The following is a 25,764-nucleotide window of genomic DNA, read 5'->3' as shown; positions in this document are numbered from 1 at the left end:
CCGTTCGCTCGGACGCTCCGCTGCGCCGACGCCGCCAGCACTCTAACCGGACACCGGGCAGCAAAGACACCACCGCCCCCCGGTCGGGGCAGCCCGCGGGGAGCCCCGCCGCGGACACGCTCGGGGGCGCCCCGCAGGGGACCGCCGCGCCCGGTTCCCCGAGACCTAGCATGGGTTCTCCAGGAAGCGAAGGAGCGCGCATGAAGACAGTCCTCGTCACCGGCGGCACCGGCACCCTGGGACGGCCCGTCGTGGAACGCCTGCGCCGGGCCGGGCACCAGGTGCGCGGCCTGAGCCGCCGCCCCGACCCCGGGGACCCCGCGTCCTTCGCCGTGGACCTGCGCCGGGGCACCGGGCTGGCCGACGCGGTCCGGGGCGTGGACACCGTCGTGCACTGCGCCAGCACGCCCGCCGGTGGCGACATCGAGTCCGCCACCCACCTGATCCGCGCGGTCCGCGAGGCGGGCGTGGCGCACCTGGTCTACGTCTCCATCGTGGGCGTGGACCGGGTTCCGCTGGGCTACTACAAGGCCAAGCACACCGTGGAGAGCGCGCTGGCGGCCTCCGGCCTGGGGTGGACGGTACTGCGCGCCACCCAGTTCCACGACCTGGTGTTCAGGCTGTGCGCGGGCGCGGCCCGCCTTCCGTTCATGCCCGTACCCGACGTGGACGTGCAGCCCGTGGAGGTCGAGGAGGTCGCCTCCCGTCTGGCCCACCTGGCCGGGAACCCTCCGGCCGGGCGCGTGGCGGACATGGGCGGCCCGCGCGTGGAGTCCTTCCGCGACCTGGCCGGGGCCTACCAGCGCTGGGCGGGGACGGACCTGCGGACGGTGCCCGTGCGCCTGCCGGGCTCCGTCTTCGCCGCCTACCGGGCCGGGGGCCACCTGGCCCCGGAGCGGGCGGTGGGCAAGGTGACCTTCGCGGAGTTCCTGGACCGGCGACCCCTCGAGTGAACATTTCGTTGAAAACTTAATATTGACAACTGGAGGTTGTGTCTCCCATGCTGGAGGCATGAGCGAGGAACAGCGCGAGGGCGCCTTCACCCCACCCGACCCGCAGAGCGTTCGCCGCCTGCGCACCCACGAGGCGCTGCTGCGCATCACCGAACGGCACGCCACCGGCGAGCACCGCACGCGCTGGGACGAACTGCGCATGCCCATGGCGCCCCTGGACGCCCTGCGGCGCGTCGCCGACCTGGCCGCGGGCAGCGCTCAGCCCGATCCAGGTACTCCGGCCGTGGACCAGGACGACCTCACCGCCGCCCTGACCCTGGTGCCCTGGGCGCGTGCCGAGTTCGACCAGCTGGAGGCCGGGCTGTTGCAGATGTCCAAGGGACGCGGCATGACCTGGCAGGAGATCGCCTTCGGCCTCGGACTGGGCTCGGCCCAGGCCGCCCGCCAGCGCCACGAACGCCTCCTCCAGCGCGGCGGCGCCTGAGGCGCCCCGCTTCCGAGCACGCGGTGGTGGGTCGGGCGGCACCCCGCCCGCCCCACCACCGCGTCAGCCGAGTACCGGGTAGTTGGACCGCACCACACCTCGCGGGTCGCGCTCGGCCTTGGTCCGCCGCAACCGCTCCAGCGCCTGCGCGAAGGACATGTCGGTGGCCGACTCCCCCCGGCACCAGCGAGGTCAGCGGCTTGCGGTCGCTGACGTCCGGACCCAGCGACGCCACCAACCCCTCCAAGGGACGTCTGGCCAGTTCGAAGCCCTCCTCGCCGCCGGTGGGCACACGGCCGCGCAGCAGCGAACGCAGTTCGTTCCGGGTGTCCATGGATCTCCTCGTCGAAACCGGTCACATCGGGCCGCATCCAGACGTCAGCCCGATGAGTCGAAACCACGACGGACGCCGACGAGGGAACGTGACCGATGAACACCGACGAAGTGTGGGCCGCGCTTTTCGAGGAGCACCGCGCGCTGCTGCGCTCGATCGCCCACCGGATGCTCGGATCGGCGAGCGAGGCCGAGGACGCGGTGCAGGAGACGTGGCTGCGGCTGAGCCGCTCCGACGCCCGGAGCATCGACAACCTGGCCGGATGGCTGACCACCGTGGTGGGCCGGGTGTGCCTGGACATGCTGCGCTCGCGCGCCTCGCGCCGCGAGGACCCCGTGGGCGGGGACGTGCCCGAACCCACCCCGGACGCCCCGCAGACCGACCCCGAGCAACAGGTGCTCCTGGCCGACTCGGTGGGGATGGCGCTGCTGGTGGTCCTGGACACCCTCACCCCGGCCGAACGGCTGGCGTTCGTGCTGCACGACCTGTTCGCGCTGCCCTTCGACCAGATCGCGCCCATCCTGGAGCGCACCCCGGCCGCCGCCCGGCAGCTGGCCAGTCGCGCACGGCGTCGGGTGCGCGGCGCGGACGCGGACGGCGTGCCCGATCCGGCCCGGCGGTACCGGGTGGTGGAGGCGTTCCTGGCCGCGGCGCGCGGCGGCGACTTCGAGGGTCTGCTGGCGGTACTGGCCCCCGACGTGGTCATCAGCGCCGACGAGTTCGCGGTGATACGGGGCGTGCCCACGGCCACCAGCGGAGCCGAGGCGGCGGCGGGGCAGGCCATCGCCTTCTCGCGCCTGGCCGGGGCTTCGCGCGTGGTGTCCGTGGACGGCCTGCCCGGGTTCGTGTCCCTGCGCGAGGGGCAGCCCTACGCGGCGCTGGCGTTCACCGTCGAAGGCGACCGCGTCGTCGGCATCCGCGTGCACGCCGAACCCGAACTGCTGGCCTCACTGGTGTGACGGGGCCCGGGGCGGTCAGCCCGGCACCGCCCGCAGACCACCCCGGCCGGGCCGCTCCAGGTCCTCCAGCGCGGCCGCGGTGGCCTCGTCGGCGGGCAGGTAGACCACCAGCTGCTGGTCCTCGGTGTCCAGGGTCTCGTAGGACATGCGCAGTTCGCCCGCGCTCGGGTGGGCCAGGCGCTCCACCCCCGTGCGCCGGGGCGCCGACGGCGCGGACCGCATCCGGTCGGTGAACGCGGCACCGGCCACGATCGACAGCTCCTCCACCAGATGGGCCGTGTGCGGGTCCTCGCGCGGGGACCAGGCCCTGAGGACGGCCACCCACTCGTCGGCCACCCGGTCCCAGTCCGGGTAGGCCTCCCGGGCCCGGTCGTCGGCGAACAGGAACCAGACCCGGTTGGGCGGATCCCCCTCCGTGAGCCCGACCGGTCCGGCCAGGCGCTCGTAGGCGTCGGTGTGGGCCACCACGTCGCCGAGCCGGTTCAGCAGCACCGCCGGGGTGTGCGCCATCCGCTCCAGCAGCGCCCGCACCGTGGGCCGCACCTCCCGCTCGGGCGGCTGCCCGCCCGGGCACAGCGCACCGGCGCCCGAGGCCGCCTTGGACAGGTTGCGCAGCTGAACGCGCTCGCCCACCGACAGCAGCAGGGCGTCCGCCAGCGCCGTCAGGACCTGCGGTGAGGGGTTTCGATCGCGTCCCTGCTCCAGCCGGGTCAGGTAGTCCATGCTCACCCCCGACAGGGTGGCCAGCTCGGCCCGCCGCAGCCCGGGGGTGCGGCGGCGCGCCCCAACGGGCAGCCCCACCCGGCCCGGGGCCAGCTCCTCCCGGCGGGCGCGCAGGAACGCTCCCAGCTCGTTCTCGCTCATGGGCGGAAGTCTACGGGCGGCGACCCGGGCGCATCCTGGCCGCGGCGGGGCTAGCCCCACCGCGGCCTTCCCACCCGGCTCCGCGCCCCCGAGACTCGGGGCCATGACCTTCACCGCCGACCCGGCCCCCAGCCAGAGAACCCCCGACGCCCCGCGCCGACCCGACGCGGCCCCCGCACCGACCGCCGGGGGCGTGCTCTGATGCGCTACCGGCTTCTGGGCCAGACCGGCCTGCGCGTCTCGGAGCTGTTCCTGGGCGCGATGACCTTCGCCGACGCCGACCAGGCGCGCCGCATGGTGGACCTGTACGCCGACGCCGGGGGCAACGTCATCGACACCGCCTCGGCCTACGGCGACAGCGAGGAGGTCCTGGGCGGCCTGCTGCGCCGACGCCGGGACCGGTTCGTGCTGGCCACCAAGTACACGCTCACCCGCGACCCCGCCGACCCCAACGCGGGCGGCAGCCACCGCAAGAACCTCACCCTGTCCCTGGAGCGGAGCCTGCGCAGGCTGGGCACCGACCACGTCGACCTGCTGTGGGTGCACGTGTGGGACGAGCACACACCGGTCGAGGAGACCATGCGGGCCCTGGACGACGCCGTGCGCGCGGGCAAGGTCCTGTACACGGGCGCCTCCAATCTGCCCGCGTGGGTCGTGGCCCGCGCCAACACGCTGGCCCAGTGGCGCGACTGGACTCCCTTCGCCGGGATCCAGGTGCCCTACAACCTGCTGCGCCGCGACATCGAACGCGAACTGCTGCCGATGTCGGAGGCCCTGGGCATGAGCGTGGCCACCTACGGGGGACTGGCCGCGGGCGTGCTCTCGGGCAGGTACACCCGGCCGGGCGGCGCCCCGTCCGGCACCAGGGTCGACCCGGCCTCCCTGACCGAGCGCGACCACCGGGCGGCCCGCGCGGTGAGCGAGGTCGCCGCCGAACTGGGGGCGAGCCCCTCCCAGGTCGCGATCGCCTGGACCCTGGCGCGCTCGCGCGCGGTGCACCCCATCGTCGGTGCGCGCGACGCCGGACAACTGGCCGACAACCTGGGCGCGGTGGATGTGGACCTGCCGCCGGAGGCACTGGAGCGCTTGGACGCCGTGACGGGCTTCGACCCGGGCTACCCCGCCGACGACGTCGCCGCCTCGCGCCGCTGGATCTCCGGCGAGGCGGACTCCCGGCTGGAGGGGCGCCTGTATCTGCCGCCACACGGATGAGGAAGCCCCGAGACCTCGACCGCGCCCGGTCGGTGGCCCCACCCGCCGTCACGGGGTGAGGAAGGCCTTCCCCGCGGCTGTCGCGTGAACGCGGCGGCCGCCTCCTCCCCGGCCCGGTGCCCAGAGGGGAGGAGGCGACCGGGCGGCGGGGCCAGCCCGCGCCGGCAAGAGTGACGCGCACCACATCGGCGCGGGTATGGACACCGCGGGGCCGGGGCACAACCGTCGGTGACGAGGCCACCGCCGCGCGGCCTCCCCTCGCCCCCGGGTGTGCGCGGCCCGACCCATGGACGGGGCACCATGACCACCACCCTCCGCCCGATCCGCGCCCTGGCCGCAGCCGGTGCCGTGACCGCCCTGCTCAGCGGCTGCGCCGGATCGCAGGAACAGGACCCCTCGGCCGCCGACGCCTCCCCGCCCGACAGCGCGGACACAGCCTCCCCCTCTCCCACCGCCCCGGCGCCACCCGAGGCCGCCGACGGCACCGACCTGGAGGCCTGCGCCGACGCCGACTGCGAGGTGCTGGTGGAGAGCGGCGACGAGTTCGCCATGGACGGCTCCCACGGCGTGGACCTGTTCGTGGTCGACGCCGTCGGCGAGGACGGACTGGACGTCAGCGGCTACGGACCCGGGACCACCCTGTCGGGCCACCTGCCGCCCCCGGACGGAGAGGAACCGGGGGGCGTGTTCGTCATGAACGGCTTCGAGATCACCCTGGTCGCCGTGACGGACTCCGGCGGCGTGGTGCGCCTCGTGCCCTGAGCAACCCGGACCGGGTTTCTTCGTGTCGGTGGAGGTCCCGGCCTGCACCGCGGAGGACGGGGAGGGCGAAAGTCGTTGTCTCCCCCCTCCCCCGCCGGTAGAACGGCACCATGACCGAACTCGGAGCCGTCTTCCGCCCCCCACTGCCCCCCGAACGCCTGCGCTCCGTGGCACGCGCGGCCGACGAGGCCGGACTCGACCAGCTCTGGCTGTGGGAGGACTGCTTCCTGGAGAGCGGCGCCGCCTCCGCCGCCCTGGCCTGGACCGAGAACCTCACCGGGGGCGTGGGCCTGCTGTCCGCCACCGGCCCCGACGCCGACCGGCGCATGGCCACCGAACTGCGCGCTGAGGGCCTGACGCCGCAGACCGGCGTGGCCGCAGACGCCGACCGCATCGCCGAGGCGGTGCGGCACATGGCCGAGGCCGGAGCCGACACCGTGGTGTTGCAGCCCACGGCAGACGAACCCGACCCCGAGGGCTTCGTGCGCTTCACCGCCGAACGGGTGCGCCCGCGCCTGCCCTGAACCGCGTACCGGCCGCACCGAATGTCTGCCGAGCCGCGGCCCGCCGCGACCGATCGCCCTCATGGTCCGCGGGAGGCAATGGCCCGCTGGAAGGAAGAGAACCGATGCTGGACCTGAGCTTCGCGCCCGAGTTGCGGTTCTTTCTGCCGCCGCGGCACCGAGGCGGAACCGTGCGCATGAAGGGCGACTCCACCTCCACCCTCGGACACGTCGTCCAGTCGCTGGGCGTACCCCTGACCGAGGTCGGCGCGCTGCGCGTCGACGGCCGCGACACCCCTGCCTCCCACATCCCCGCCCCGGGTGAGGCCGTGGAGGTCCTGCCCGTGGAGTACCCGCAGCGCCTGCCCTTCGCCGAACCGCGGTTCCTGCTCGATGTGCACCTGGGCACCCTGGCCCGGCGCCTGCGCCTGCTGGGTCTGGACACCGCCTACGACAACGACCGCGACGACCCCTCCCTGTTCCGCCAGGCCAACGCCGAGGACAGGGTGCTGCTCACCCGCGACCGCGGACTGCTGTGCCGCAGCGGCCTGCGAGCTGGCGGCCACGTGCGCGAGCAGCGGCCCGCCGACCAGCTACGCGAGGTGCTGGAGCGTTTCGCGCCGCCCCTGCGGCCCTGGACGCGCTGCCCGGCGTGCAACGGCGAACTGGTGCACGCGTCCAAGGAAGAGGTGCAAGACGATCTGGAGGCGGGCACCCGCGCCACCTACGACGCGTTCGCGCGCTGCTCCGCGTGCGAGCGGGTGTACTGGCCCGGCGCCCACCACTCCCGGCTGACCCAGATCGTGCGCGAGGCCCAGGAGTTGGTGTCCGCGCGCTCCGACCCCGCCTGACCCGCACGAGCGGGCCGGGGCTGGTGCGCCACGGGGCCGGTCCGCTGCCCGGCCCCGTGTCCGGCCGACCAACCGAGGACGGCAGCCCCTGTGGAGAAGCCCTCCCGAAGGGGTGCTTTTTCCGGATGAGCAGCCAGGGAACGACGACCGGTCGGGAAGGGCGGACCGGTCGGGTGTCTCAGGGTCTGGGGGTGTGGAACGGGCCGCCCGCACCGAAGGCGCGCTCGGCGAAGCGCTCGCCCATGCGCCGGTGTGTGGCGGCGTCCGGGTGCAGCTCGTCGGGCAGCGGCAGCTCGGCGAGGTCCGCCTCACCGTAGAGCTCACGGCCGTCGAGGTAGTGCAGGTGCGGGTCCTCGGCCGCGCGCTGGCGCACGATACGCGACAGCTCCTCACGGATGACGGTGAGCGTCAGCTTTCCGGCGGCGCGCTCGCCGGGGTCGCCGGTGGCCCGGAACCGCAGTTTTCCGACGTGGAGGGAGTCGAGGTCGAAGGCGCACGGGCCGGGCGTGTCCTCGTGGATGGGGCACAGGATCGGCGAGACGACCAGCAGCGGTGTGCTGGGGTGCCCCTCCCGAACGGTGTCGAGGAAGCCGTGCACCGCGGGACCGAAGGCGCGCAGGCGCATCAGGTCGGCGTTGACCAGGTTGATGCCGATCTTGAGGCTGACCAGGTCGGCGGGGGTGTCGCGCATGGCGCGGGCGGTGAACGGGTCGAGCAGGGCGCTGCCGCCCAGACCGAGGTTGACCAGTTCCGCCCCGCCGAGGGAGGCGGCGAGCGCGGGCCAGGTAGTGGTGGGGCTGGCGGCGTCGGAGCCGTGGCTGATGGAGCTGCCGTGGTGCAGCCACACCCTGCGGCCCTGGTCGGGGACGGGCTCGACGGCTGCGTCGGTGCGCAGGGCGACGAGTTCGGTGGTCTCGTTGTGCGGCAGCCAGACCTCGACGTCCTTGACGCGGTCGGGCAGGCCGGTGAAGCGCACGGTGGCCACCGGTCCGGGCCGGTGCTCGGCGGAGCCGGTGGCCATGTCGATGGTCAGGGTGTTGCCGCCGGTCGCACTGGCCTGGTCGACGAGGTGACCGTCCACGAGCAGGTCGTACACGCCGTCCGGGCGGGGCGGGGCGCCCGTGTAGGCGCGTTTGGTGGGCAGCGTGTCGAGTTCGACGGCGGTGGCCCGGGTCCGGAAGGCCAGCCGCACCCCGGAGGGTTGGGACTCGGCCATGAGCAGCTGCGGGTCGGCGCACTGGGCGCGGGCCCGTGCGGGCAGCCGGTGCGGCAGCACGCCGTGCTCGGTGCGCTCCAGGTCGAGGGCTCCGCGCAGGAGGTCCGGGGTGAGGGGTGTGGTGGTCCAGTGGTGCTGGGTGTGCATGGTGTCAACCTGGTGGTCGGGGCTGTCGTGCAGCTCTGGTCGGTCGGCGGGACGCGCGGTCGAGCGCCGGTGTGAGGTCGCGGTCAGGGCGCGGGCCAGTTGCGCAGCAGCGCGTCGAGGGCGTCCAGGGTCCGTGTCCAGGTCTCCTGGGTGTCGGGTGCGCTGTGGCTGAACCCTCCCCCCAGTTCCAGGGTCACGTAGCCGTGGAAGACGCTGCCCAGCAGCCGGACCGCGTGCGTCTGGTCCGGCTCGGTCAGGTCGTAGCCGCGCAGGATCGCCCGCGTCATCTGTGCGTGCCGGACACCGGCGCTGGCGGCCGCCGTCTCCGGGTCGAGTCTGAGCTGGGCCGCGGCGTAGCGTCCGGGATGCTCGCGGGCGTAGTCGCGGTAGACGTTGGCCAGGGCGGTCAGGGCGTCCTTGCCGGCCCGCCCGGCCAGGGCGTCGGCGGCCCGGTCGGCGAGCTCCTCCAGGGCGAGCAGGGCGATCTGGGTTCTGAGGTCCTGGGAGTTGCGCAGGTGCGAGTACAGGCTGGCGACCTTGACGTCGAAGCGACGGGCCAGTTCGGAGACGGTCACCCGCTCGAAGCCGACCTCGTCGGCGAGTTCGGCTCCTGCCTCGGTAAGGCGTTCTGTGGTCAGCCCCGCGCGTGCCATAACCTCTCCCCTCTTCGACATAAGCCACTCTACTTCTTCCTAAAGCCTTTAGGCAAGACATTGTGGATGTCAGGGAGAAACCCGTGTGGCAGAGGGAGGGGAGCCGCGTTCGTGGTCCGCGCACGAGGCCGGGAGGAGCGCCCGCCCCTCCCGGCCCGGCGTACCTACAGCCAGCCGTTCTTGCGCAGCCGGTGGTGGACCAGGCCGGAGGCGCCGACCATCACGCCCATGACGAGGGGGTAGCCGAACAGCCAGTGCAGTTCGGGCATGTGGTCGAAGTTCATGCCGTAGAACCCGGCGATCATGGTGGGGGTCGCGATGACGGCCGCCCAGGAGGAGATCTTGCGGACGTCCTCGTTCTGCTGCTTGCCCAGCAGGGCCAGGTGGGCGGTCAGCGCGCTGGTGAGCAGCTCGTTGTGGTCGTCGACCTGGTCGTCCACCCGCAACAGGTGGTCCAGGACGTCGCGGAAGTACTCCCGGGTCTCCTCGAACCGCTGGATGCGCCCCTTGGCGATCTCCTCCAGCACCGGGATGAGCGGGCTCTCCGCGCTGCGGAACTCCAGCACCTCGCGCTTGAGGTGATGGATGTCCTCGGTCACGTCCGAGCCGCGGGGACGAAAGACCGCCCGCTCCAGCTCGATGATGTCGGACTCGATCTTGTGCACCACCGTGCCGTAGTGGTCGACGATCTCGTCGCACACCCCGTAGAGCACGGCCGTGGGGCCGGTGGCCAGCAGGGTGGGATCGGCCTCCAGGCGCCTGCGGACGCGGTCGAGCGGGTTGGCGGCGCCCGGTCAGCACTCGGGGGCGCGGGCCTGACGGCCGCCGCCTCCGTAACGGCGCGCCAGACGCGCGAAGGCGTCTTCGAGTTCAGGCGGCCCGACGACCTCGAAGTCGGCGTCGAAGCGCCCGATGGCCGAGGCCAGGCCGACCCACGACCAGGAACCGAGGACCAGACGGCAGCGCTCGGCGCCCATCTCCTCGACCAGCCCGTCGTGCGCGAAGGGAACGACGGCGGCGGCGGGCAGATCGAGGACGACCTCACCGCGGCAGGGCCAGTCGACCGTGCCGTCGGAGCCCCGGAACCGGCTGGTGAGGAAGGACCCCACATCGCCTCCGGGGACTTCCCGCGGGGTGAAACGGGGACCGTTGGGGCTGCGGAGCACGATGCGGTCCACCCTCAGGGTCCGCCAGTCGTCGCTTTCGACGTCCCAGACCAGGAGGTACCAGCGCCCCGCCCAGGTGACCAGGTGGTGGGGCTGTACCCGGCGCGGGTCCACGGCCGCCTCGTCCCGGGACGAGGCGGGCCGGAAGGCGGGGGTGTAGTCCAGGCGCAGTTCCTCACGGGCGTGCACGGCGGAGCTGATCGCCGTGAGCAGGCCGCCGTCAGCCTGCGCCTGTCGGACGTCGGGCGGCGCGACCACGGCGACCCGAATCGCGTTGATCCGTTGGCGCAGCCGGGCGGGCATGACCTGTCGAACGGTGTTGAGGGCGCGCGCCGCGGCCTCCCCGATCCCGGCGCCGGTCGCCGTGGCCGCCTGGAGCGCCACGGCCAGCGCGACGGCCTGGTCGTCGTCGAACAGCAGCGGGGGCATCCGTGATCCCGCGTCGAGCCGGTACCCGCCGTCGGGTCCCTTGAAGGTCGTGATCGGGTAGCCGAGTTCGCGCAGACGGTCCACGTCACGGCGGACCGTGCGCGCACTGACGTCCAGCCGGGCGGCCAGGTCCTGGCCCGACCAGTCCCGGCGGGTCTGGAGCACGGAGAGCAGCGCCAGCAGACGAGCGGAAGTCTTCATCATGGGGTCCATCCTGCGGGAAGTAGAGGACACACCCTGGCCTGTACGCCTGCCAATGTGAGACCACAGATGCCGACGAAAACCAGCACAAGCACGGTCATCGCAGGTCACGACCCATCGACCCCACCGGCGGCGGGCACCAGGTGTCCACCGCCGGAGCGGTCACGGCTGCCCGGCCCGGTGCCGGGCGGTCGCCATGGTGACGTACGACCGCCCGCTTGTGGCACGAACCCGTTCGGCGTCCATCCACACACACGACCAGGGAGCCAGCATGTCCGTCACGACCACGACCCACCTGAACCTGCGCGGCGACGCCCGCGCGGCGCTCGACTTCTACCACTCCGTCTTCGGTGGGCACGTCGTCGCCGTCACCTACGAGGACGCGGGCAACGTGACCAACCCGGACGAGGCGGACTGGGTGGTCTGGGGCCAGGTGGTCGCGGACAACGGATTCCGCGTCATGGCCTACGACGTGCCCTCGACGATGCCGTGGAACCAGGGCGAGAACGCCGTCTTCGTCTCCGTGCGCGGTGACAGCGCCGACGAGATCACCGCCTTCTGGGAGAAGCTGACCGTCGGCTCGACCATCGTGCAGCCGCTGGAGCCCTCCCAGTGGGCGCCGCTCTACGGGATGCTCAAGGACCGCTTCGGCGTCGTCTGGGTCCTGGACGTCGCGGCCCCCTACAACGGCTGACCCCGCATGAAGGGGGTGTGCGCCGGGCCGGACACCCGCCCGGCGCACACCCCCTTCTCCCGTTTCCACCCCGGAGGGTGAGGCAGCGCCACATGGCCCCGGGATTTCGTCGGCGACCGGCACAGCGGTCGGGAGGTTCTCAGAGTGCCGGTCCGGTGACTTCCTGGGTGCCCAGGACGGCGAGCAGGTCAAGGAGGTCGGCGCTGTCGGTGCCGACCGCAGGAGTGAACCAGAGCAGCCGCTGTCGGCCGTCCTCGCTGAACAGGTGGAGGCAGTTGACCTCGATCAGGCCGAGCGTGGGGTGGATGAGGCGTTTGCGGTCGTCGCGCCGGAACGCCACGTCGTGGTCGGCCCACAGAGCGGCGAATTCGGGGGAGGCGTCGATCAGCGAGCTGATCATCGAGCGGGCTTCGGTGTCCTTGGCGTCTCGTCTGGCGGCGGCTGCCCGCAGGTCGGCGGCGAAGGCCCGGGACTGGCCCTCATGGTCGGCTTCGGGATACATCTGCCGGGCGTCGGGATCGGTGAACCACCGGTGGATGAAGCTGGCCCGAGCGCCACGAAGGCCGGAATGGTCCCCGAGCAGCGCCATCGCCAACGGGTTCTGAACGAGGGTGACGTGCAGGTCGGTGATGACCTGCGCGGGTGTCGATGTCAGGCGGATGAGCAGGTCGAGCATGCCGGGGTGGACGTGCGAGGCCGGTCCGCCGTACGCGGGCACCGGGCGGTCGGCCAGGTGGTAGAGGTAGTCGCGCTCGTCAGCGCTCAGACGCAGAGCCCTCGCCAGCGCGGCGATCATCTGCTCGGAGGGCTGGGATCCGGCGCCGCGTTCGAGTTCGTTGTAGTAGTCCACCGACGCGCCGGCGAGCTGGGCCACCTCATCGCGACGCAGCCCGGGTACCCGGCGGCGGAGCCCGTGGGGAAGTCCCACGTCAGCTGGGCGGATGCGGTCACGCCGCGAGCGCAGGAAAGCCCCCAGCTCGGTGTATCTCACAGAACCCATGCCGTCCATTCTGCGTCCGGCTGGGCCGCCGACACAGGGGATGAGATCCCCTGGTTCCGCCGGTCGGCGCCGTGCATCTTGGAGGACATGACTACGGACCACTCCACGACCACCCCTTCGCCGGACATGCGTGTCGCCGTCGTTACCGGCGGATCACGCGGCATCGGCCGGGCGGTCTCCCTCAGACTCGCCCAGGACGGCCTTGCCGTCGTGGTGAACTACGCCCGCGACGCGGCCGCCGCCGAGGAGGTGGTGGCGGCGATCACGGCCACCGGCGGTCGGGCGGTCTCCGCGCAGGCGGACGTGGCGGACGAGCACGCGGTCGCCGAGTTGTTCGACCGGGCGGAGCAGGTGTTCGGCGAGGTGGACGTCGTGGTGAACTGCGCCGGCCGACTCGCTCTGTCGCCCATCGCCGACCTCGACCTGGCGGTGCTCGACGCCGTGCACCGCACCAACATCCGCGGCGCCTTCGTCGTCGCCCAGCAGGCCGCCCGACGACTGCGCGCGGGCGGCTCGTTCGTGGGGTTCTCGACCTCCGTGGTCGGCACTCAGTTCCCTGCCTACGGTGCGTATGCGGCGAGCAAGGCAGCCGTCGAGTCGATCACGCTGATCCTCGCCCGCGAGCTGCGCGGGCAGGACATCACCGTGAACACCGTCGCCCCCGGCCCCACAGCCACGGACATGTTCCTCGAAGGCAAGACGCCCGCGCAGATCGACCAGCTCGCCAAGGCCCCGCCTCTGGAGCGTCTGGGCACCCCGCAGGACATCGCCCAGGTGGTCGCCTTCCTCACCAGCCCGGCAGGGCACTGGGTGAATGGCCAGGTCCTTCGAGCCAACGGGGGCATGGTGTGACGCCACAGTCGAAATCGGACACATGCTTCCGCATCACGGGAGAACCCATCCAAGGAGGAACACCCATGCCTTTCGCCAACTTCAAGGTCCCCGCGGGCACCATCACCGCCGAGGACAAGAAGAAGCTTGTCGAGCGCACCACCGACCTGTACGCGGAGATCTACGGTGAGCGGGCCCGACCCACCACCGTCGTGCTGATCGAGGAGGTCGCCGACGGCGGCTGGGGCGTCGCCGGCGGCGTCCTGACCGCCGCCATGCTCGACGGCGACGCCTGACCTCCATCCTGTGCGGGGCCCGGTGCCGGGCCCCGACGGGACGGGGACGACCACGGCAAGCGCGTCAACGCCCTGCCCGAGTACGTGGCCTCCCGGACGCTGGCCGAGGCCGAGTGGAACGCCACGGTCGTCAGGGGCGACGTCGCGGAGGAGACCACCAGCGGCGTCACCGTGATGGTCTTCGGCCCGAAACAGGGCCGCTCATCGTGCAGCCGCTGGAACCCTCCCAGTGGGCCCCGCTCTACGGGATGCTCAAGGACCGCTTCGGCGTCGTCCGGGTCCTGGACGTCGCGGCTCCCTACAACGGCTGACCCCGCATGAAGGGAGTGTGCGCCCGCGCGGCGCGCACCCCCTCTTTTCCGTTCTCGTCCGGGTGGGGGGCGAGTGCGGTCCGTCGAAGCGTCGACCAGCGCCTCCTTCTCCTTTGCTCCGGCCGACGGGGCAGACGTCACTCAGAGGGAGTCCAGTCGCCGCGTATGGCGTCCTGGGTGGCCTTGATCATGCCGTTCAGGATCTGGCGTGCGCGGGCCAGTTCGGCCGCCTGGGTGTCGATGCGCTCGAGTTCGGAGACGAGCTGGCGCAGGACCTGCGGGGGGCAGTGCTCTCCGTTGGTCTTGATGTACGGCAGGAGCGCGGCGATGGTCGTGCTGTTCATCCCGACGGCGAAGAACTGCCGGATCAACACCACACGGTCCACGGCCGCCTTGTCGTAGTGGCGTTGTCCGCTGGCGCTGCGCTGGCTGGAGAGCATGCCCTGCTTCTCGTAGTAGCGCAGGGAACGCACGCTGGCTCCGGTCCGCTCGGCCAGTTCCCCGATCCGCACGGGCGGCCTCCGTTTCGATTTGCCCCTGACACCGATGTCAGGTCCTAGTGTAGCGGCGTGTCCACCACGAACCCCTTGGTCTGGCGTTGCGTGGTGTGCGCGTGAGACGACCCCGCTTGAGAGGAACCGTTGTGCCCGCCAGTTCCCGCTCCTTCACCGACATCGTGCGCTCACGGCGCTCGGTCCGGGGCTTCCTCCCGGACCCGGTGCCCGCGGCCGACATCCGCGCGGTGCTCCAGGACGCCCAAAGGGCGCCCTCCAACTGCAACACCCAGCCCTGGCAGGTGCACATCGTCTCCGGGGAGCGCCGCGACGCATTGAGCGCCGCGCTACTGGAAGCCGACCGGACCGGCCGTACCTCTCCTGATTTCAGTTTCGACTACGCCGACTTCGGCGAGGGCTCCTACCTCCAGCGCGCCCGGGAGCAGGGTGCGGCCTATTACCAGTCGCTGGGCGTGGAGCGCTCCGATACCGAAGGACGCCGCGGGGCCGCGTTGCGCAACCTGGAGTTCTTCGGTGCTGCTCACGTGGCGCTGTTGTTCCTGCCCCGGTTCGGTGACGGGGTGCGTGTGGCCGCTGACGTGGGCATGTACGCGCAGACCTTCCTGCTCGCGCTGGAGGCGCGTGGCCTTGCGGGCATCCCGCAGACGATGCTGGGCTTTTACGCCGACGTCGTGCGCGAGTTCCTGGGCGTCGAGGCGCAGATGAAGCTGTTGTTCGGCATCTCCTTCGGATCGGCCGACCCGCAGGGGCCTTCGAGCGGGTACCGGATGGGGCGGGTGCCGCTGGCCGAGAGCGTGGTGCTGCACGACACCCCCGGCGTCCTCGACGGGGCGCACTAGAGACGAACGAGAGCTTCCCACGCACACCCTTCACCGCCTGGGGTACCGGCCTGACCGGCTCAAGGGTCTGACTGGCTACAGGCGGGCAACCTGCCCCATCAACCCATGCACAGGAGATACACCGTGAAGATCGGCATTGTGGGCGTCGGGCACATCGGCAAGACCCTGACCCAGCGGTTGAGCGCGGCCGGACACGACGTGAAGGTGGCCAACTCACGCGGCCCGCACACGATCGGGTCCGACGTGCTGTCCTCGGGAGGGCGAGCGGTCCCAGCGGCGGAAGCCGTGGTGGACGTGGACGTCGTGATCCTGTCGGTTCCCATGAACCGCCTTCCGCAGATCGCGCCGCTGATCGCCGGGGTGCCGACTGAGACGGTCATCATCGACACGTCGAACTACTATCCGGCGCGTGACGACAGGAACACGGCCATCGAGGCAGGCCAGGTCGAAAGCCTGTGGGTGGTCGAACAGCTGGGCCGACCCGTGGTCAAGGCATGGAACGCGATCGGTTCCGACTCGTTGGCGAAGAAGGGCAGACCCGCGGGAAGCCCGGGGCGTATCGCCATCCCGGTCGCGGCCGACGGAGACGGGGAGCGCGGTGTGGGGATGGCGCTCGTCGAGGACACCGGATTCGACGCGTTCGATGCCGGAACGCTCGCGCGGTCATGGCGGCAGCAGCCGGGGGCGCCCTGCTACTGCACCGACCTCACCCGACAGGAGATGCCGGCCGCGCTGGAGGCGGCCGATGCGGCGCGCCTGCCGAAGCGGCGGGACCTGGCGGTCGCCGCGATCCAGGAAAGGGTCGGGGACGCCGCGACCAACCCCGACGCGGAATACGGTGTCCGCCTGAGCCGGGCCCTGTTCATTTGAACCCGAAGGGCGCGTGCGGGGGCAGGAAGCATGGTGTGGAACCACAGCTGCCCAAGGGTCGATGGTGTTTTCCTTCATGCGGCGACCGTAGTTTCGGACGAGCCAAGCCTTCCTGCACGGCCGCCTCCGACATCCTTGACAGAGCGCTCCTGGCAGACCCGGAGCCTCCGCCGCGGAACCGGCGGAGGCCTTGGGTAGTGAGCTGTCAGAAGGTGCGCTCGGCCACCTTCACCCGTCGGCTCCCCTCCAGGGCGGCGCACAGTTCCTCGGCCGACACCGGAGCGGCGGGGGCCTGCATCATCTGCTCGGTCGGCACGTCGGGATCGGCGAGGTAGATCCGGGTGTAGGCACCGGACTCGGGTTCAAAACGCCAGCTCTGGGCCGGGGTTCCGGCGTCGACGGTGTCGAAGCCGAGCCGGTCGATCAGCTCGGCCGCACGGGCCTTGGCGCCGGGGTCCTCACCGGCGACGGGCAGGGCGCTGCGGTCACCGGCCCCTGCGGGGCGGGCCAGCTGGGGGATGTGGTGGGCCATGATGTTGTTAAAGGCCTTGACCAGCAGGGCGCCGGGCAGGAGCCGCTGGGCGAGTTCGGTCGTGGTTACCTCCTCGGAGTCCAGTTCGGCGATGCGTCCGTCTCGGAAGGGGTAGTAGTTGCCGGTGTCCAGCACCGTCCGTCCCCGCAGCGCCCCCTCAGGCAGGGAGCCGTAGGCGGTCAGCGGGATGCTGAGCACGGTCGCCTCCCCGGCGCGGGCGGCCTCCTCCACAGTGGCGGCGGTCGCACGGGGCCCCAGCTCCTCGACCAGACCGGCCAGGCTCTGCGGACCGCGTGAGTTGGTGATCACCACGTCGATGTCCGCCGCGACCGCCAGCCGCGCGACCGCGGTCCCGATGTTCCCGCTTCCGATGATTCCCAGAATCGCCATCACCGTTCCCTCTTCCTCGTGGTGGTCGCCCGGCGTCCGTGCGCACGTGGGCGCACGGACTACTGCACGGATTACCCGGACACGTTAGGACCTGACACCGGTGTCAGGGGCAAATCGCTGCGCACAAGGCGTGTTCGAGGCCCGTCGGGAGGCCGTGCACGGCGCGCCGCCGCACACCGGGGCGGGGCCGTGCGCGCGCAGGCGGCCGAGTGCCCGCGCCGAGCGAACGCGTAGCGCCCGTCCATCGCCGCTGCGGCGGGCAGCTCCTCGGCCCGGGAGCCGACCAGGGCGGTGCGGGTCAGGCGGGGGACCACCTGGACCTCCTTGAAGGCGCGGGGCCTCTCCTCGTCGGGGTTTTCCTGTTCAGGCCCTGGTGAGGCGCCGCAGTGCGGCGCGGGCGGGTGAGCCCCAGGTGGCGTGGCCGCCCAGGCGCCCGCGGACGCCGGCCTCGCCGACGAGGAGACCGCCGAGGGCGCACAGCACGGCCCATCCGCGGGCCCGGCGCAGGGTCGCGGCGTCCGGAGTCGGCTGGTAGGTGCGATAGAAGCGCTTGACGGCGCCGTCCGGCAGCAGGATCCAGGCGGCGGCCAGGTCACAGGCCGGGTCGCCCGCGGACAGGTCGCCGAAGTCGACCACACCGCAGAAGGTGCCGTCCGCGGTCAGGACGTTGGCCGGATGCAGGTCGCCGTGCAGCCACAGCGCGGGTCCCTGCCAGGCGGGTGCGGCGACGGCGTTCTTCCAGATCGCGCGGACCGCATCCGGATCCTCGACCAGCCCCTGTCCGGTGGCTGAGGCGAACTGCTCGGAGAACTGCTCGGCGCAGGTGGTGAGGGGTCCGCCCTTGCGGTTGGCGGGAGCTTGGGCGTGGGCGGGCTGGTGCAAAGCCGTCAGGAAGGCGGCCAGGTCATCGGCCGCCCGCGTGGCGTTCGTGGCGGGGGCGCGGTCGGCGGGCGTGCCCGGCACCCAGGTGGTGACGATCCAGGGCCGCTCGAACCGTGGGCTGGGCATGCCCAGCCGCAGCGGGACCGGGACCGGTAGGGGAAGGCGCGGGGCGAGGGTGGGCAGCCAGGGGAGCTCTCCGCGCATCAGCGCGTTCGTGGACCGCGATGACCAGGGCAGCCGGACGGCGAGGTCGTCGCCCAGCCGCCACATCTGATTGCCCCAGCCCCGCGCCCCCGAGTGCAGGGGGCGGTCGGCGAGGTCGGGGTGCTGCTCGAGCAGCAGGCTTCGGACCAGCTCCGCGGTGAGGCCGATGGGGGGGTGCGCCATGGGAGGCAACAGTAGTTCACCGGTCCGATCGCGCCCGCTGACGGGGTGAACGCGCCACGTCGCATGACCGGGACGCGCCCATGCTGCCCTGTCTCACGCAATCTGAACATGTGACCTGCGAGATGGCGGGTTGAGCGAGACACGGCCACGTCCAGTTCTCATCCAGCTCGCCAGGCAGTTCGTGTTATCTCAAACAACCCCCAGGCACGGACTTCGCTCCGGGTGCGCAGACGCAGTGGTGTGTGCTGGGCTTTGTCGTTGGTTCAGACCGCTTCCGCTGTGTTCGGCGCGCATGGCACAATCCCCACCGTGCCGTTCGATGATCTGCCGGACTGGCTTCCGGCCTGGTGTCATGACCAGTTGGGGTGCGAGCCGGTCAGCGTGCTGTTCGAGTTGCGGTCGATGTCGGCGGTATTCGGGCTGGGGTTGGCCGACGGGCGGGACGTCGTGGTGAAGGCGCGCCAGGACGAGAGCCGGGCCGCGTCCTGTGTTGCCGCGCAGGCCCGGTTGGCGGAGCGGGGGTTTCCGTGCGCCCGGCCGCTCACGCCTGCGATCGACGTCGGCTCGCTGGTCGTGCACGCCGAGGAGTCCCGACCCGGCGGCGAACCGCTACGCGGCGACTCGCCGGATGTCGCCGTGCGCTACGCGGCCGTGTTCGCCCGGTTGATGGCCGAGCTGGCCGAGGTGGCCGTCGCACCGCCGCTGCCGAATCCACGCTGGGTGCGTTGGGACCACACAGACTCGGGGGTATGGCCGACGATCGCAGAGCTGGACAACCGGGACCAGGACGCCGTACCCGAGTACGTCGCCGACACAGCCCGTCGGGTCCGCGAGCGGATGCTGGCCGCCGACCTGCCGTGCGTACTGGGCCACGCCGACTTCGAAGCGCAGAACCTTCGCTGGCACAACGTGGATGTGTGGGCCGTACACGATTGGGACAGCCTGGCGTGGCAGCCAGAGGCGGCACTGGCGGGTGCGGCGTGCGGGGCGTTCGCCAGCGCCTCGCCACCGACTCTGGCCCCGATCGAGAGCTCCGCCGCGTTCCTGGCGGCCTATCAGGATTTCCGGGGGCGCCGGTTCACCTTGGAGGAACAGGAGATCGCGTGGGCGGCCAGCCTGTGGCCGGCGGCGCACAACGCCCGTTGGGAGGCCGTGCACGGCGATCCCCCGATGTCCTGTGACGCCGTTCGCGCACAGGCAGCCGAACGCCTCCGCCGAGCGAACGCCTAGCACCCCGGTTGTAGAGCGTGCTCTTCATCGTTCACAGCGCGTCGGCTTCACTGAGGCCGGGCAAATGCGCCCCGAACCCCTGTGTTCACCCCTGGACGGGCTGTACTCAGCGCACCTACTGCGCAGCCCCCTGAATAACGTTTCGTTAGTTACGTTAATAAGAAACGTAAAGCGATACCGCACACGTAACACGGGCCCGAGGACCCCCGTATTCTCACCTCCGATAAGTGAACCTTATAAGGTGCTACTACATGTGTTGCTACAAAGAGGGTGGGGGAGTCCGGAGTTTCGTTGGCGCTGGCGTCAGGGAGCTCTGATCGGAGCCCGAAAACGCGATGGGTACAGCGGTTGCTGTACTGTCACCGCACGCTGTTCCGAAGACGCCTTCCCACCCCTCCCCCTCAAGCTCCGCGGCCAGCGCCGCGGCACGGCCCGCCCCGAAGGCGTCATGGGACCCGCCCGCGGCCGCGCCTCGCCGAGGTGAGCGCCTCCGCTCCTGACGTCTGCCACGCACAGAACCCCCAGGACTGGCGAGGGTGTGCCGCGTCACGCCGTCAGGTCCTTGAGTGTGCCGTGGCGGCACGGTTTCTCCTGGTGTGCAGGCCCCCTGTCTCACCGAACATGAACGAGAGGGATGACATGGCACTGCCTGACCTGTTGACGGTCGAGGACCTCTTCGACTCGCCGGAGCGTTCCGGCGCGTCCATCTCGCCGGACGGTACCCGCATCGCCTACCTGGCGCCGTGGAGGGACCGGCTCAACGTCTGGGTCCAGGACCTCGACCCGTCCGGAGGCTTCGTCGGCGAACCGCGCTGCGTGACCGCCGACCAGACCCGCAGCGTGATGAGCTACCAGTGGACCGATGACCCGCGCTGGCCCAGGGCCGCGACGGTGAACTGCTCACCAGCTCGCTCAACACCGACGGCGCCTTCGAGATCTCCCGCCGCGACCCCGCGACGGGCACCCTGCACCCCATCATGACGTGGGACAGCGCCGACTACCCGGTGGGCGTCTTCCCGGCGTAGGTCACACCGGACGGCACCGGGATGTGGATCGGCTCCAGCCGGGGCGGCGACCGCACCCGCCTGGTGCGCGTCGACCTGAGCACCGATGAGGAGTCCGAGGTCGACAGCCACCCGGATCTCGAACTCGCCGTGGCCTTGCGCACCGCCTACTCGGACCCGTCGTCGCTGATCCAGAGCAGGGCGACCGGCGAGCTCATCGGAACGCGCTACCTGGGTGAGCGCCAGGTGATCCAGGCCCTGGACCCGGGCTTCGCCGAGGTGTGGGCGAACCTGGAGAAGCTGTCCGAGGGCGACCTGGCCGCGGTGTCCTGTGACGACAGCGGGCAGCGGTGGGTCGTGTCCTTCGCCCACGACCGCGATCCCGAGGCCACCTACTTCTACGATTTCCGCGGCTCCAGCGGGTTCGGCAAGGCGCACATGAAGGCCGCCATCGGCGAGTTCGCCGGGAAGATGCACGACGACCTCATCGACGGCGTGGACTGGGCGGTGGCCCGGGGTTATGCCGACCCCGACCGGGTCGCGGTCTTCGGTACCTCCTACGGCGGCTACGTCGCGCTCGTGAGCGTCACCTTCACCCCGGACCGCTTCGTCGCCATCGACTGCGTCGGCATCTCCGACCTGGCCAACTTCATGCGGACCCAGCCCGCGTTCGTCCGGCCCTCGCTGGTCAACAACTGGTACCGCTACGTCGGCGACCCGGCCGTCCCCGAGCAGGAGGCGGACATGCTGGCCCGCTCGCCGATCAGCAGGGTGGACGAGATCCGCACCCCCCTGATGGTGGTGCAGGGCGCCAACGACGCACGCGTCGTCAAGGCCGAGTCCGACCAGCTCGTGGACGGCCTGCGCGAGCGCGGCGTGGACGTGGAGTACCTGGTCTTCGACGACGAGGGACACGCCGTCGTCAACACGGAGAACCTGATCACCATGTTCGGCGCCGCCGAGCGCTTCCTCGCCCGCCACCTCGGCGGACGCCAGCGCTGGGACTGAGCCCGGCCGCCCCGGAGGGGCCTTGCCCGGTGCTGTGGCAGGATCCCTCCCATGTCCGTACGCGAACTCGTGGTCCTGGGCACCTCCAGCGCGGTGCCCACCCGTCGCCGCAACCACAACGGCTACTTCCTGCGGTGGGACACCCACGGCGTCCTGTTCGACCCCGGCGAGGGAACCCAGCGCCAGATGCGCATGGCGGGCCTGGCCGCCACCGACATCACCCGCATCTGCGTCACCCACTTCCACGGCGACCACTGCCTGGGCCTGCCCGGCACCATCCAGCGCATCGCCCGCGACCGGGTGCCCCACACCGTGCGCGTGTCCTACCCCGCCGACGGCCAGCACTACTGGCAGCGGCTGCGCCACGCCACCGCCTTCCACGACACCGACGTCGTACTGCCCCAACCGGTCGGCGGCACCGGTTCCTGTCCGCTGGGTGAGCCGGACCTGCGTGTCACCGCGCTGCCGCTGCGCCACTCGACCACCGCCTACGGCTACCGTCTGGCCGAACCGGACGGCTGGCGGATGCTGCCCGACCGGCTGGCCGCCCACGGTGTGCGCGGCCCCATGGTCAGCGAACTCCAGCGCCGGGGGACGCTCACCACCGCCGAGGGGCGCCGCGTGGAGCTGGCCGACTGCGCGCGGCCGCGCCGGGGCCAGGTCATGGCGTTCGTGATGGACACCGCCGAGTGCGAGGAGGCGGTCGCACTCGCGCGCGGAGCCGACATGCTGGTGATCGAGTCGACCTACCTGGACACCGAGGAGCACCTGGCCAGCGCCTACGGCCACCTGACCGCCCGCCAGGCCGGACGCGTCGCCGCGCGCGCCGGGGCGCGCACCCTGGTGCTCACCCACATCTCCGAACGCTACGAGGAACACGACGACGCCCGTTTCCTCGCCGAGGCCGCCGCCGAGTTCGACGGGCCCCTCACACTGGCCCAGGACCTGCAACGCCTGCCGATGCCGCCCCGCGACTCCTGAGCCGGGCCAGGTGGGATAGGGTTTCGGGGCACCGAACCGCACAACCGAGGGGGTGAGGACGATCATCGCTGTCGCAGGAGGGGCGTTCCCACCGCGAGGTGACACACTCTCGTCGTAGCCGGAGCGCCCGACAGTTCGTCGAAAGGCTCTCGTGGCATCCCCACTGTCCCCGGTCTCCCCTGTTCTCGTCGCGCGTCTGCGCGGGGCGGGCTGCGTCTTCGCCGAGCAGGAGGCGAGCCTGATCGCCTCCACCGCGCGCACCCCCGACGAACAGGATCTGATGGTCCGGCGCCGCTGTGCCGGTCTGCCCCTCGAACACGTCCTGGGCTGGGCCTGGTTCTGCGGACTGCGCGTGCACGTGGACGAGGGCGTGTTCGTGCCCCGTCCCCGCACCGAGTTCCTGGCCCGCCAAGCCGCCGCCCTGCTCACCCCCGGCGCCCTGGCCGTCGACCTGTGCTGCGGTTCGGGGGCCCTGGGCGCGGCCTTGGTCCACACCCGCGCCGACATCACCCTGCACGCCGCCGACATCGACGCCGCCAGCGTGGCCTGCGCCCGGCGCAACCTGCCCGGGCGCGAGGTGCACCGGGGCGACCTGTACGACGCCCTGCCCCCGGACCTGCGCGGCCGCGTCCAGGTGCTGGTCGCCAACGTGCCCTACGTCCCCACCGACCGGATCGCGCTGCTGCCCGCGGAGGCGCGCGTGCACGAGGACCGGCGGGCCCTGGACGGGGGCCCGGAGGGGCTGGACCTGCTGCGCCGTGTCGCGGCCCGTGCCGGTCGGTGGCTGGCGCCGGGCGGTCGGGTGCTGGTGGAGGTGGGTCAGGAGCAGGTTCCCGCGGCGCGGGAGGCCTTCGTCCGGGGCGGTCTGGCCTGTGAGGTGGTCTCCTGCCCGGAGTGGGAGGCCACCGTGGTGACGGGCACCCGCTGACCGGGCGGTCGTCGGGCCGGGGGCGGGGCCCGGGTCGTCGCCGCGGCCCCGTCCGGGCGCGGACCTCAGGTGTCCTGGTCCGGGGTCTGCTCGGACATCCGGTCGCGTACCTGGGTCAGAGTCTCGATCAGCCTGTCCAGGTAGGGGCGGTCCCCGCTGTCGTCATGCAGGTGCAGGGTCACTCCGGGCGCCACGTCGACCAGTGCCAGGGCCAGGAGTTCGGGGTGGTCCCGGCGCCAGAACACCTTGACGTCGTCGGCGTTGGGCTGGCTTATGGAGAGCTGGACGGTGGTGGTGATCGAGGTGGTGCTCACGGAGTGCCTCCTGGAGGCGGCGGGGTTGCCGGGTTCGGGTGCGTCGGTGCGCGGCCTCACGGTGCCCGCTCGTGAGGCTTCGTCGGTGGAGCGCGCCCGCAGGCGTCGCGGCGGTGGTTTCTCGCCGCGGGTGCGGGCTGGACATGCCGTTCCCTCGGGCCCGGCGTCCACGGGCGCGACCTCGTCCCCTACCTACCCGCGGGAGTGGGCGCCGCCCCCTTTTCCGGCGTACCGGTTCGCCTGGTCTGACCCGGGGCCCTCGCGCCGGGCGTTCAGGGGGACGCCCCTTCCTTGACGGTGGGGGTGGACGGGTGCTTCGCGGAAGCGAACTGTCCTGTGGCGATGAGGACCACGACGAGCGCGAGCGGTACGATCCACCCGCTCCAGCCGAGGATCGTCGCCTGCGTGGTGTCGACGTGCTCGCCTGCCCTGGCGAAGAGGAGGTAGGTCCCGCCCGCCCCGTTGAACGCGGCATGTGCGAGGGCCGCGGGCCACACGGATCCCGATCGGAGCCGCAGCCAGCCGAAGACCGCGCCGACCAGGACGCACATGGCGACCATCGCGGCCAGGCCGAGCCAGCCCGGCGCGTCGGGGTAGTTGTACCCGAGGAGGACGAGCGGAGCGTGCCAAAGACCCCAGATGACACCCATGACCAGGAGGGCCGGGAGCGTGCCGAGCGGCATCAGCTTCGGGAGCAGCCACCCCCGCCAGCCGAGTTCCTCGCCCAGTGCCGGGATGAGGTTGATGAACGCCGCCGCGGGGAGGGCGGCGAGCTGGATGGCGATGAGCGCGCCGATCGGTAGCGGGATTTCGGCCGCTCCCGTAGCGCCCGCCTGCTCGTCGAGGACCTGCTCGAACGCGGAGAAGTTCGCGAAGTCGGCCGGATAGACCCCCAGCAGCGCGCCGACCGGGAGCGCCACCAGGACCAGCGCGATGGACACGACGATCCCCAACGCCGCGTACCCGAGCAGTCTCCGGACCGGTCGCAGCGGCCACAGTCCGAGCGTCCACGCCTTCTGCCGCGGCCGCTCCACGAGGAACACGACGACGAGGGCGGCGATCGCGGGGGTCATCATCATGGCGGTGGCCACGAGCGGGAACCAGGGGCTGGCGAGCCCGTCACCGAACCAGAGCGGGAGCGCGACGAGCCAGGCGAGTGCGAACGCCAGGGTGGTGAACACGCCGACGGCTCGCAGATCGCCACTGCTCATGCGGGGTCCGCCTCGGGTCGTGGTCGTCTTCGGTCCGCCCGGGGACTCGATGGTCACGGCGTCCGCCCTTCGAGGATGTGCAGACCGGCGATGGCGCGGTCGTCGCGGAACGCGATTCGTGCCGTGTAGTCGCCCGCCTCGAACGAGAGCGGCGTGTTCGTGATCGTCACGTCGCCGGCCCGGGTGGCCTCCGGCTCTCCACGCCCCTCGAAAGCTCCCGCCAGTCCGATGATCTGCGCCCACGCGGCCGCGAGCGCGTCCTCCGACAGGCCGTCGCGCATGGTCGGATCGAACCGCTCGGTGACGCGCGACCATCGTCCGGACGCGAGGTCCTCGACCACCGAGGCGGCCAGTTCGGCGACGCCGGGGAGCGGCGTGGTGTTCATGGGCTCTCCTGTTCTGGGATCGATCGGTTTGCCATAGCGCTGGAACGCCGCTTGCCTGCTCACGCCGAGCGCGTCACCGATGACCTGCCAAGTGGCGCCGTTCTGGCGCGCCTGCTGCACGACAGCGCGCACGACGTCGGCGGCGGCCGCCTGCACGCTCACGGCGCGCCCTAACGAGTCGGCCCAGTCGTCGTCCTTGGTCAGGACACGTGAGGCGAGGAAGGCCTCCATGCGCGCTTTCAGGGCCCGCAGCGCATCTGTCAACTTTTCTTGCACTTGTAAAGAATAGCTTTACAACCGGGCTGTGCGCCAGGGGGTGCGCGCAACGGTGGTCGACGCCGACGAGCGCCGCGCGATCCCGGCCTTCCGCGCCGGGGCCGGTCAGCGCGCACGATCGCCCGCGGGGTCGGGGGCCTGGCCG

26 protein-coding genes and 3 pseudogenes are annotated in these 25,764 nt (G+C 71.8%); 17 read left to right on the top strand and 12 right to left on the bottom strand.

Annotated elements, in window-relative coordinates; genetic code table 11:
- Positions 1 to 200: 200 nt before the first annotated feature.
- The 3 genes from ACSIH6_RS15010 to ACSIH6_RS15000 all read left to right on the top strand — a co-directional run bounded on the left by ACSIH6_RS15010 (position 201) and on the right by ACSIH6_RS15000 (position 2,730).
- The gene (locus ACSIH6_RS15010; RefSeq protein WP_435108901.1) at positions 201 to 953 is read left to right on the top strand and encodes an SDR family oxidoreductase; all 753 of its coding nucleotides are present in this window, start codon (positions 201 to 203) and stop codon (positions 951 to 953) included.
- Positions 954 to 1,011: 58 nt separating this feature from the next.
- Positions 1,012 to 1,437 carry a DNA-binding protein gene (locus ACSIH6_RS15005; protein WP_435108900.1) on the top strand — a complete coding sequence of 142 codons (426 nt, stop codon included), beginning with the start codon at positions 1,012 to 1,014 and terminating at the stop codon, positions 1,435 to 1,437.
- Between the two features lie 429 nt (positions 1,438 to 1,866).
- Positions 1,867 to 2,730 (top strand): sigma-70 family RNA polymerase sigma factor, encoded by an 864-nt coding sequence (locus ACSIH6_RS15000; protein WP_435108899.1) that lies wholly within the window; start codon positions 1,867 to 1,869, stop codon positions 2,728 to 2,730.
- Positions 2,731 to 2,745: 15 nt separating this feature from the next.
- On the opposite strand, the gene ACSIH6_RS14995 is transcribed toward ACSIH6_RS15000, so the two are convergent.
- Entirely contained in the window at positions 2,746 to 3,594 is an 849-nt protein-coding gene (locus ACSIH6_RS14995) for a helix-turn-helix transcriptional regulator (RefSeq protein WP_435108898.1), read from the bottom strand.
- 201 nt (positions 3,595 to 3,795) lie between these two features.
- On the opposite strand from ACSIH6_RS14995, the gene ACSIH6_RS14990 reads away from it, so the two are divergent.
- From ACSIH6_RS14990 to ACSIH6_RS14975, 4 genes are all read left to right on the top strand, one after another.
- A complete protein-coding gene (locus ACSIH6_RS14990) occupies positions 3,796 to 4,806 on the top strand; it encodes an aldo/keto reductase (RefSeq protein ID WP_435108897.1) in 1,011 nt (336 codons plus the stop codon).
- A 300-nt stretch (positions 4,807 to 5,106) separates the two neighbouring features.
- The gene (locus ACSIH6_RS14985) at positions 5,107 to 5,568 is read left to right on the top strand and encodes a hypothetical protein (RefSeq protein ID WP_435108896.1); all 462 of its coding nucleotides are present in this window, start codon (positions 5,107 to 5,109) and stop codon (positions 5,566 to 5,568) included.
- A gap of 110 nt (positions 5,569 to 5,678) precedes the next feature.
- Positions 5,679 to 6,092: a hypothetical protein gene (locus ACSIH6_RS14980; RefSeq protein ID WP_435108895.1), complete on the top strand. Its 414-nt coding sequence runs from the start codon at positions 5,679 to 5,681 to the stop codon at positions 6,090 to 6,092.
- Positions 6,093 to 6,196: 104 nt separating this feature from the next.
- Positions 6,197 to 6,922, top strand: coding sequence for a Mut7-C RNAse domain-containing protein (locus tag ACSIH6_RS14975; protein ID WP_435108894.1), 726 nt, complete (start codon positions 6,197 to 6,199; stop codon positions 6,920 to 6,922).
- A 178-nt stretch (positions 6,923 to 7,100) separates the two neighbouring features.
- Here the strand turns inward: ACSIH6_RS14975 and ACSIH6_RS14970 are convergent, their stop codons facing one another.
- The 4 genes and pseudogenes from ACSIH6_RS14970 to ACSIH6_RS14955 all read right to left on the bottom strand — a co-directional run bounded on the left by ACSIH6_RS14970 (position 7,101) and on the right by ACSIH6_RS14955 (position 10,737).
- The gene (locus ACSIH6_RS14970; RefSeq protein WP_435108893.1) at positions 7,101 to 8,285 is read right to left on the bottom strand and encodes a GDSL-type esterase/lipase family protein; all 1,185 of its coding nucleotides are present in this window, start codon (positions 8,283 to 8,285) and stop codon (positions 7,101 to 7,103) included.
- Between the two features lie 83 nt (positions 8,286 to 8,368).
- On the bottom strand, positions 8,369 to 8,938 hold the full coding sequence (locus ACSIH6_RS14965; RefSeq protein WP_435108892.1) for a TetR/AcrR family transcriptional regulator: 570 nt from the start codon (positions 8,936 to 8,938) through the stop codon (positions 8,369 to 8,371).
- A gap of 164 nt (positions 8,939 to 9,102) precedes the next feature.
- Positions 9,103 to 9,702 (bottom strand): annotated as a pseudogene (locus ACSIH6_RS14960) (magnesium and cobalt transport protein CorA); the annotation flags it as partial.
- Positions 9,703 to 9,732: 30 nt separating this feature from the next.
- The gene (locus ACSIH6_RS14955) at positions 9,733 to 10,737 is read right to left on the bottom strand and encodes a helix-turn-helix transcriptional regulator (RefSeq protein ID WP_435108891.1); all 1,005 of its coding nucleotides are present in this window, start codon (positions 10,735 to 10,737) and stop codon (positions 9,733 to 9,735) included.
- Between the two features lie 268 nt (positions 10,738 to 11,005).
- Between ACSIH6_RS14955 and ACSIH6_RS14950 the strand changes: the two genes are divergently transcribed.
- Entirely contained in the window at positions 11,006 to 11,428 is a 423-nt protein-coding gene (locus ACSIH6_RS14950) for a VOC family protein (protein ID WP_435108890.1), read from the top strand.
- A 139-nt stretch (positions 11,429 to 11,567) separates the two neighbouring features.
- Here ACSIH6_RS14950 and ACSIH6_RS14945 read toward each other — a convergent pair whose 3' ends face one another.
- Positions 11,568 to 12,428 (bottom strand): helix-turn-helix transcriptional regulator, encoded by an 861-nt coding sequence (locus ACSIH6_RS14945; RefSeq protein WP_435108889.1) that lies wholly within the window; start codon positions 12,426 to 12,428, stop codon positions 11,568 to 11,570.
- A gap of 87 nt (positions 12,429 to 12,515) precedes the next feature.
- Here ACSIH6_RS14945 and ACSIH6_RS14940 point away from each other — a divergent pair, with 87 nt between their 5' ends.
- Both ACSIH6_RS14940 and ACSIH6_RS14935 read left to right on the top strand, forming a co-directional pair.
- Positions 12,516 to 13,280, top strand: a complete 765-nt coding sequence (locus ACSIH6_RS14940) for an SDR family oxidoreductase (protein ID WP_435108888.1) — start codon at positions 12,516 to 12,518, stop codon at positions 13,278 to 13,280.
- Positions 13,281 to 13,345: 65 nt separating this feature from the next.
- Positions 13,346 to 13,555, top strand: a complete 210-nt coding sequence (locus ACSIH6_RS14935) for a 4-oxalocrotonate tautomerase family protein (protein WP_435108887.1) — start codon at positions 13,346 to 13,348, stop codon at positions 13,553 to 13,555.
- Positions 13,556 to 14,003: 448 nt separating this feature from the next.
- Here the strand turns inward: ACSIH6_RS14935 and ACSIH6_RS14930 are convergent, their stop codons facing one another.
- A complete protein-coding gene (locus ACSIH6_RS14930) occupies positions 14,004 to 14,378 on the bottom strand; it encodes a MerR family transcriptional regulator (protein WP_435108886.1) in 375 nt (124 codons plus the stop codon).
- Positions 14,379 to 14,509: 131 nt separating this feature from the next.
- On the opposite strand from ACSIH6_RS14930, the gene ACSIH6_RS14925 reads away from it, so the two are divergent.
- Together ACSIH6_RS14925 and ACSIH6_RS14920 are read left to right on the top strand one after the other, a co-directional pair.
- A complete protein-coding gene (locus tag ACSIH6_RS14925; RefSeq protein WP_435108885.1) occupies positions 14,510 to 15,220 on the top strand; it encodes a nitroreductase in 711 nt (236 codons plus the stop codon).
- A 75-nt stretch (positions 15,221 to 15,295) separates the two neighbouring features.
- Positions 15,296 to 16,090: pseudogene (locus ACSIH6_RS14920) on the top strand (NADPH-dependent F420 reductase); the annotation flags it as partial.
- 205 nt (positions 16,091 to 16,295) lie between these two features.
- Here ACSIH6_RS14920 and ACSIH6_RS14915 read toward each other — a convergent pair.
- Positions 16,296 to 17,012: an NADPH-dependent F420 reductase gene (locus ACSIH6_RS14915; protein WP_435108884.1), complete on the bottom strand. Its 717-nt coding sequence runs from the start codon at positions 17,010 to 17,012 to the stop codon at positions 16,296 to 16,298.
- Between the two features lie 363 nt (positions 17,013 to 17,375).
- Positions 17,376 to 18,281 carry an aminoglycoside phosphotransferase family protein gene (locus ACSIH6_RS14910; RefSeq protein ID WP_435108883.1) on the bottom strand — a complete coding sequence of 302 codons (906 nt, stop codon included), beginning with the start codon at positions 18,279 to 18,281 and terminating at the stop codon, positions 17,376 to 17,378.
- Positions 18,282 to 18,590: 309 nt separating this feature from the next.
- On the opposite strand from ACSIH6_RS14910, the gene ACSIH6_RS14905 reads away from it, so the two are divergent.
- The 5 genes and pseudogenes from ACSIH6_RS14905 to ACSIH6_RS14885 all read left to right on the top strand — a co-directional run bounded on the left by ACSIH6_RS14905 (position 18,591) and on the right by ACSIH6_RS14885 (position 23,432).
- The gene (locus ACSIH6_RS14905; protein WP_435108882.1) at positions 18,591 to 19,511 is read left to right on the top strand and encodes a phosphotransferase; all 921 of its coding nucleotides are present in this window, start codon (positions 18,591 to 18,593) and stop codon (positions 19,509 to 19,511) included.
- A gap of 639 nt (positions 19,512 to 20,150) precedes the next feature.
- Complete coding sequence (locus ACSIH6_RS14900; protein ID WP_435108881.1) at positions 20,151 to 20,492, top strand: TolB-like translocation protein; 342 nt, start codon at positions 20,151 to 20,153, stop codon at positions 20,490 to 20,492.
- Positions 20,420 to 21,523: pseudogene (locus tag ACSIH6_RS14895) on the top strand (alpha/beta hydrolase family protein); the annotation flags it as partial. The gene ACSIH6_RS14900 and the pseudogene ACSIH6_RS14895, both read left to right, overlap by 73 nt.
- Before the next feature lie 51 nt (positions 21,524 to 21,574).
- Complete coding sequence (locus ACSIH6_RS14890; protein ID WP_435108880.1) at positions 21,575 to 22,504, top strand: ribonuclease Z; 930 nt, start codon at positions 21,575 to 21,577, stop codon at positions 22,502 to 22,504.
- 151 nt (positions 22,505 to 22,655) lie between these two features.
- On the top strand, positions 22,656 to 23,432 hold the full coding sequence (locus ACSIH6_RS14885) for a putative protein N(5)-glutamine methyltransferase (protein WP_435108879.1): 777 nt from the start codon (positions 22,656 to 22,658) through the stop codon (positions 23,430 to 23,432).
- A gap of 65 nt (positions 23,433 to 23,497) precedes the next feature.
- Here ACSIH6_RS14885 and ACSIH6_RS14880 read toward each other — a convergent pair whose 3' ends face one another.
- From ACSIH6_RS14880 to ACSIH6_RS14870, 3 genes are all read right to left on the bottom strand, one after another.
- Complete coding sequence (locus tag ACSIH6_RS14880; RefSeq protein WP_435108878.1) at positions 23,498 to 23,746, bottom strand: hypothetical protein; 249 nt, start codon at positions 23,744 to 23,746, stop codon at positions 23,498 to 23,500.
- 272 nt (positions 23,747 to 24,018) lie between these two features.
- Positions 24,019 to 24,957: a CPBP family intramembrane glutamic endopeptidase gene (locus tag ACSIH6_RS14875; protein WP_435108877.1), complete on the bottom strand. Its 939-nt coding sequence runs from the start codon at positions 24,955 to 24,957 to the stop codon at positions 24,019 to 24,021.
- Between the two features lie 53 nt (positions 24,958 to 25,010).
- Positions 25,011 to 25,574, bottom strand: a complete 564-nt coding sequence (locus ACSIH6_RS14870) for a DUF3887 domain-containing protein (RefSeq protein WP_435108948.1) — start codon at positions 25,572 to 25,574, stop codon at positions 25,011 to 25,013.
- Positions 25,575 to 25,764 lie beyond the last annotated feature (190 nt).

The sequence above is a fragment of the Nocardiopsis synnemataformans genome, assembly GCF_965343085.1.
Taxonomy (GTDB): Bacteria; Actinomycetota; Actinomycetes; order Streptosporangiales; family Streptosporangiaceae; genus Nocardiopsis; species Nocardiopsis alborubida.
Note: the sequence above shows the minus strand (reverse complement) of the source record. Positions and strands in the feature narration are given on the sequence as shown.